3 protein-coding genes and 1 tRNA gene are annotated in these 6769 nt (G+C 70.7%); all 4 read left to right on the top strand.

What is annotated here, in order from left to right; all coding sequences use genetic code 11:
- The first annotated feature begins 397 nt into the window (after positions 1-397).
- The 4 genes from ABT085_RS41865 to ABT085_RS41850 all read left to right on the top strand — a co-directional run bounded on the left by ABT085_RS41865 (position 398) and on the right by ABT085_RS41850 (position 6718).
- Positions 398-2524 (top strand): DEAD/DEAH box helicase, encoded by a 2127-nt coding sequence (locus tag ABT085_RS41865; RefSeq protein ID WP_351621006.1) that lies wholly within the window; start codon positions 398-400, stop codon positions 2522-2524.
- A 292-nt stretch (positions 2525-2816) separates the two neighbouring features.
- Positions 2817-4952, top strand: coding sequence for an FG-GAP repeat domain-containing protein (locus tag ABT085_RS41860; RefSeq protein ID WP_351621003.1), 2136 nt, complete (start codon positions 2817-2819; stop codon positions 4950-4952).
- A 48-nt stretch (positions 4953-5000) separates the two neighbouring features.
- Positions 5001-6536, top strand: coding sequence for an amino acid permease (locus tag ABT085_RS41855; protein ID WP_351621000.1), 1536 nt, complete (start codon positions 5001-5003; stop codon positions 6534-6536).
- Between the two features lie 109 nt (positions 6537-6645).
- Positions 6646-6718: transfer RNA gene (locus ABT085_RS41850), tRNA-Lys, on the top strand.
- Positions 6719-6769 lie beyond the last annotated feature (51 nt).

Genomic DNA, 6769 nt, shown 5'->3' with positions numbered 1-6769 from the left:
GAGCCGTCCGAGGACCCGGTGACGACCGCTCCGCAGTCGCCGGAGCCGTCGACCGCGGAGCCGTCGTCCTCGGCGCACGGGGAGAGCCTGCCCCAGCTGGCGCAGCGCGAGCCCGCGCCCAGGGCGGGACTCCCGGCGCTGTGATCCATGCTTTCCAAGGCCGGGAAGCCCTCGTGACCTGCGGTTATGGGGAGAGATTTGCCTAAGGTGGGTGAGGGTGCGTATGGTGGTAGATCGTTCGTAGATCGTTTGATCCCATTTGCCCGGCGCCAACACAGAGCGCGCCGTGTGGCGCGTACTCTCCCTTGCCGTGGCGGACCGCATTGAGGCGGTCGTAATGCGACTCACGGAGTTGACGGGCGCGTGCCGAAGAGACTCCGGAAGGTTTCGCATTCGCATGTCCATTTCCAGTACTGATCACGCCGTCGTGCCCTCGAACGGGCAGAACGACGAGAACGTCGACACCGTCGAGGCGACGGTCGAGACGGCCGTCGAGACGGCGTCCGAGGCCCCGCAGGTGAGCTTCGCGGACCTCGGCCTGCCCGAGGGCGTCGTGCGCAAGCTCGCCCAGAACGGCGTGACGGTCCCCTTCCCGATCCAGGCCGCGACCATCCCGGACGCCCTGGCCGGCAAGGACATCCTCGGCCGTGGCCGCACCGGCTCCGGCAAGACCCTCTCCTTCGGTCTGCCGACCCTGGCCACGCTGGCCGGCGGCCGTACCCAGAAGCACAAGCCCCGCGCGGTCATCCTCACCCCGACCCGTGAGCTGGCCATGCAGGTCGCCGACGCCCTCCAGCCCTACGGCGACGTCCTCGGCCTGAAGATGAAGGTCGTCTGCGGCGGCACCTCCATGGGCAACCAGATCTACGCCCTGGAGCGCGGCGTCGACGTCCTCGTCGCCACCCCGGGCCGGCTGCGCGACATCATCAACCGCGGCGCCTGCTCCCTGGAGGACGTGCAGATCGCGGTCCTCGACGAGGCCGACCAGATGTCCGACCTGGGCTTCATGCCCGAGGTCACCGAGCTGCTGGACCAGGTCCCGGCCGGCGGTCAGCGCATGCTCTTCTCCGCGACGATGGAGAACGAGATCAAGACCCTCGTCGACCGGTACCTCAACGCCCCGGTCAGCCACGAGGTCGACGCGGCCCAGGGCGCGGTCACCACGATGAGCCACCACATCCTCATCGTGAAGCCCAAGGACAAGGCGCCGGTCACGGCCGCGATCGCCTCCCGCAAGGGCCGCACCATCATCTTCGTCCGCACCCAGCTGGGCGCCGACCGCGTCGCCGAGCAGCTGCGCGACGCCGGGGTGAAGGCCGACGCGCTGCACGGCGGCATGACCCAGGGCGCCCGTACCCGGACGCTGGCGGACTTCAAGGACGGTTACGTCAACGTCCTGGTCGCCACCGACGTCGCCGCGCGAGGCATCCACGTCGACGGCATCGACCTGGTCCTCAACGTCGACCCGGCCGGCGACCACAAGGACTACCTGCACCGGGCCGGCCGTACCGCGCGTGCGGGCCGCACGGGCACCGTGGTCTCCCTCTCCCTGCCGCACCAGCGCCGCCAGATCTTCCGCCTCATGGAGGACGCGGGCGTCGACGCCGGGCGCCACATCATCCAGGGCGGCGCCGCCTTCGAGCCGGAGGTCGCCGAGATCACCGGCGCCCGCTCGATGACCGAGGTCCAGGCCGAGTCCGCGGGCAACGCCGCGCAGCAGGCCGAGCGCGAGGTCGCCCAGCTCACCAAGGAGCTGGAGCGCGCCCAGCGCCGCGCGAGCGAGCTGCGCGAGGAGGCCGATCGCCTCGTCGCCCGGGTCGCCCGCGAGCGCGGCGAGGACCCGCAGGCCGCGGTGGCCGAGGCGCAGACCGAGTCGGCGCAGGCCGTCGCCGAGGTCTCCGTGCCGGAGCAGCCGGCCGCGCAGGACGTCGACCGGGCCGAGCGCGAGGAGCGCACGGCGCCCTCGTCCTCCTCGTACGAGCGTCGTGACGACCGGGGCGGTTTCAACCGTGACCGTCGTGACGAGCGCGGTGGCGACCGTGGCGGCTTCCGTCGTGATGACCGTGGCGGCGACCGTGGTGGCCGTTCGTTCGGCGGTGACCGTGACCGTGGTTTCGAGCGTCGTGACGACCGTGGTGGCCGTTCCTTCGAGCGTCGTGACGACCGGGGCGGTTTCAACCGTGACCGTCGTGACGACCGTGGCGGCGACCGTGGTGGCCGTTCGTTCGGTGGCGACCGTGACCGTGGTTTCGAGCGTCGTGACGACCGTGGTGGCCGTTCCTTCGAGCGTCGTGACGACCGGGGCGGCTTCAACCGTGACCGTCGTGACGAGCGCCCCGGCCACCGTGGCAGCGACCGCCCCTTCAACCGCGACCGCCGCGACGACCGTCCGGGCTTCCGCTCCGCCGGTCACGACCGTCCCCACGGCCGTCGTGACGACCACCGCGGCACCGGCTCCGGCTCCGGCTCCGGTTCCTCCTTCGGCCGCCGCGACGACAAGCCGCGCTGGAAGCGCAACGGCTGACGTCTGCCGACCGACCCACGAAGGGCCCGTACGACTCCGGTCGTACGGGCCCTTCGGCCTTTCCCGCGCCCGTCGCGGCACTCCGCGCGGTGCTCCACGAGCAGCCCAACGGCCTTTATTTTCAATACCGTTCATCATGCGACGACTGTTAACATCCTTTGACTTCGACTTGGCTCGACGGGGCGCGGACGAGGGGGTCCTCGGCGCAGCAGCGCGCTCCTGGCGATGAGGTTTCCGTCCTCTCGCCGCCATGGTGTTCTTTTCCCTGGGGAGGGACCTTTTGCCTCGGCGTGTGCACTCACGCTTCACCGCGAACCGGCGTGCCCGGATCGTGCTCACCCTGACGAGCCTGGCCGCCCTCGGCGCCGGCACTCTGACCACCGCGGGCCCGGCGGCCGCGGACACCACCCCCATGCCCCTGCGGACCGGCGGGGTGTGGGGCCTCGACTACGCCGGCGGTGTCCTGACGACCGTGGAGAACGCCCCGAACGGCGATCCCTACGTCACCAACCGCGCGATCACGGCCGACGGCACCGCGGCGGGCGAGCGGGACACCCGCGGTTACGCGGGCACGTTCGCGAACGGCGCGCACTTCCACCAGGTCGGCTGCGACGCGGGCTCCTGCACGGAGCTGCGGGCGGCCGGCAACGGAAACGTCGGCGTCTTCTTCGGCAACGCCGAGGGGCAGGAGGGCCAGGAACGCGCTCAGATCTGGGACAGCCGCGACAGCTACCTCGACCACGGCGCCGATCCCGTCGTCACGGGCGGCCACTTCGTCGACATCACCGGCCGCTACTTCGTCTACAACGCGGCTTCGACGGGCAAGCAGTACGTCGACGCCACGCAGCCCTACCTCGTGCACGACGTGCGCCTGACCCGCGCCGTCACCGCCGCCTCCGTGTGGGGCTCGCGGCTGTACACGCCGGGGACCGGCAACGGCACCGTCACCGCCTACGACCTGGAACAGAAGAAGACGGTCGAGACCCTCGCCACCGGCGCGCCCTGCACGGTCCAGGAGCTCCAGGCGGTCGGCCGCTGGGTCTACTGGAACTGCGGCGCCACCGGCCCGGCGGGCGTGTACGACCGTACGGCCAGGAAGAACATCACCGTGCCGTCCGGGCCCGCCCTGGCCGGCGACGGTTATCTCGTCCAGCACGACCGCACGGCCGGGAAGCTGCTGCTCACCGACTTCCACTCGGGTACGGCGGTGGCCCCGCGCGCGATCGCCGACCTGCCCGCCGGGAACACCGCCGACCAGCGGCGGCTGACCTGGTCGGTGGACAAGTTCGGCGGCGACATCGCCTACGTGGATACCGAGCACACCGTGCACATCGTGCAGAGCGGGGTGCCGTCCCAGCCGCTGGCGCTGATCGAGGCCGAGGTCGACGACAACTCGGTCAATGTCCGGGACGACTGGTGGAACAGCGTCTGGCAGCTGAACAAGCCGGCCACCTGGACCTTCACCCTGAAGGACGTCCTCGGCCGTACGGTGCGCACCCGGTCCGGCATCGGCACGGCCCCCGAGGCCGGCTGGAACGCGCGGACGGAGACGGGCGCGGTCCCGTACAACGGCCGCTACACCTGGACCCTGACCGCCACGGCGACCGAGGGCACCGGCACCTACACGAGCGGCGGCTCGGTCGTGCTCTCCGGCGGTCTGCCGGTCCACCACGACCTGGGCGGCTACGGCTACGGCGACCTGGTCACGCTCGACGCGTCCGGCCGGCTCGGCGTGCGCTACTCCCCGGGCAACGGCACCGTGGCCGGGGCGCTCTCCGGCTCCGGCTGGCCCGCCGGGACCGTGGTGGTGCCGTTCGGCGACATGACGGGCGACCGGTGCGCCGAGACCCTGATCCGGATGCCGAACGGCGAACTGCGCCGCTACCTCGGCCGGTGCGCGGGCTCGTACACCCCGGCGAGCAGCCACGTGTCGCTGGGCACCGGCTGGAAGCAGTACGACGTGCTGACCTCGCCCGGCGACGTGAACAAGGACGGGCTGCCCGACCTGATCGCCCGCAACGCCGCCACCGGCACGGTCTACCTGTACAGGACCACCAGCGCGGGCAAGCTCGCCTCCCGGGTGAAGCTCTTCGACGACTGGAAGGGCTACAAGAAGATCGTCGGCGTCGGCGACTTCAACGGCGACGGCGTCGGCGACCTGCTCGCCCAGGACAGGGCCAACACCCTGTGGCGCTACGACGGCAACGGCTCCGGCGGCTTCAAGGCCCGGGTGAAGGCAGTCTCCGCCTGGGGCGCGTCGTACAACGCCGTCGTCGGCGTCGGTGACATCACCGGCGACGGCCGGGCGGACCTGGTCGCGCGGGACACCGCGGGCAACCTGTACCGCAACGACGGCACCGGCAAGGGGTCCTTCGGGCCGCGCACGAAGATCGCCGGCGGCTGGGGCGTATACAAGGGCATTTTCTAGCCACCGTGTGACGCATGTCATGCCCTCGGCGAGGGAATCGCTGGGGGCATGACAGATGACGGCAAGAAGAGCGGGCTCTCGGACGAGGAACGGCTTGCCCAGCTCGGATACACGCAGGTGCTGGCCCGCCGGATGTCGGCGTTCTCCAACTACGCGGTCTCCTTCACGATCATCTCGGTCCTGTCGGGCTGCCTGACCCTCTACCTCTTCGGCATGAACACCGGCGGCCCCGCCGTGATCACCTGGGGCTGGGTCGCGGTGGGCCTGATGACCCTCTTCGTCGGCCTGTCCATGGCCGAGATCTGCTCGGCCTACCCGACGTCGGCGGGCCTGTACTTCTGGGCGCACCGGCTCGCGCCCCCGCGCACGGCCGCCGCCTGGGCCTGGTTCACGGGCTGGTTCAACGTGCTCGGCCAGGTGGCGGTGACGGCCGGGATCGACTTCGGCGCGGCGTCCTTCCTGGGCGCCTACCTCAACCTCCAGTTCGACTTCGAGGTGACGCCGGGCCGCACGGTCCTGCTCTTCGCCGCGATCCTGCTGCTGCACGGCCTGCTCAACACCTTCGGCGTGCGGATCGTCGCGCTGCTGAACAGCGTGAGCGTGTGGTGGCACGTGATCGGCGTGGCGGTCATCGTCGGCGCGCTGGCCTTCACCCCGGACCACCACCAGTCGACGTCCTTCGTGTTCACGAAGTTCGTGAACAACACCGGCTGGGGCAGCGGCGTCTATGTCGTCCTGCTCGGCCTGCTGATGGCCCAGTACACCTTCACCGGCTACGACGCCTCCGCCCATATGACGGAGGAGACCCACGACGCGTCGACGGCCGGCCCCAAGGGCATCGTCCGCTCGATCTGGACCTCGTGGATCGCCGGCTTCGTCCTCCTGCTGGGCTTCACCTACGCGATCCAGTCCTACGACGACGAACTCGCCTCGCCCACCGGCGCGCCGCCCGCCCAGATCCTCCTCGACGCGCTGGGCGCGACGGCCGGCAAGCTGCTCCTGCTGGTCGTGATCGGCGCGCAGCTGTTCTGCGGCATGGCCTCGGTGACGGCCAACAGCCGCATGATCTACGCCTTCTCGCGGGACGGCGCCCTGCCGTTCTCGCACGTCTGGCACACCGTCAGCCCGCGTACCCGCACCCCCGTCGCGGCGGTCTGGCTGGCGGCGGCCGGCGCGCTCGTCCTCGGCCTGCCCTATCTGATCAACGTCACGGCCTACGCGGCGGTGACCTCGATCGCCGTCATCGGCCTCTACATCGCCTATGTCGTGCCGACCCTGCTGCGGCTGCGCAAGGGCGAGGAGTTCGAGCGCGGCCCGTGGCACCTGGGCCGCTGGTCGCGGGCGATCGGCGTGGTCGCGGTGGTCTGGGTGCTGGCCATCACGGTCCTGTTCATGCTGCCGCAGGTCTCCCCGGTCACCTGGGAGACGTTCAACTACGCCCCCGTCGCCGTCCTCGTCGTCCTGGGCTTCGCCGCGACCTGGTGGCTGGCCTCCGCCCGGCACTGGTTCCTCAACCCCGAACACGCCCGCACCATCGCCCGCGAGGCGTCCGCCAAGGGGGCTCCCGAACCGGTCGATCCATGACACTCCCGGCTCACCGCGGCGCCGCCACGCCGTCCGACGCGGCCGGGTCCCCGATACCCGATCGGAGACCCGGCCCTGTCCGGCTATGCTCGGGGAGGCAACATCGCCTGGGCCCTTAGCTCAATTGGCAGAGCAGTGGACTTTTAATCCATTGGTTGTGGGTTCGAGTCCCACAGGGCCTACCGGTAGGACCCCAGCTCAGTGCACGAATGAGCTGGGGTCCTTCCCGTTTC

The sequence above is a fragment of the Streptomyces sp. NPDC002265 genome (assembly GCF_040296125.1).
Taxonomy (GTDB): Bacteria; Actinomycetota; Actinomycetes; order Streptomycetales; family Streptomycetaceae; genus Streptomyces.
The sequence above is the reverse complement of the archived record's forward strand: the minus strand, read 5'-3'. Positions and strand labels throughout refer to the sequence as shown.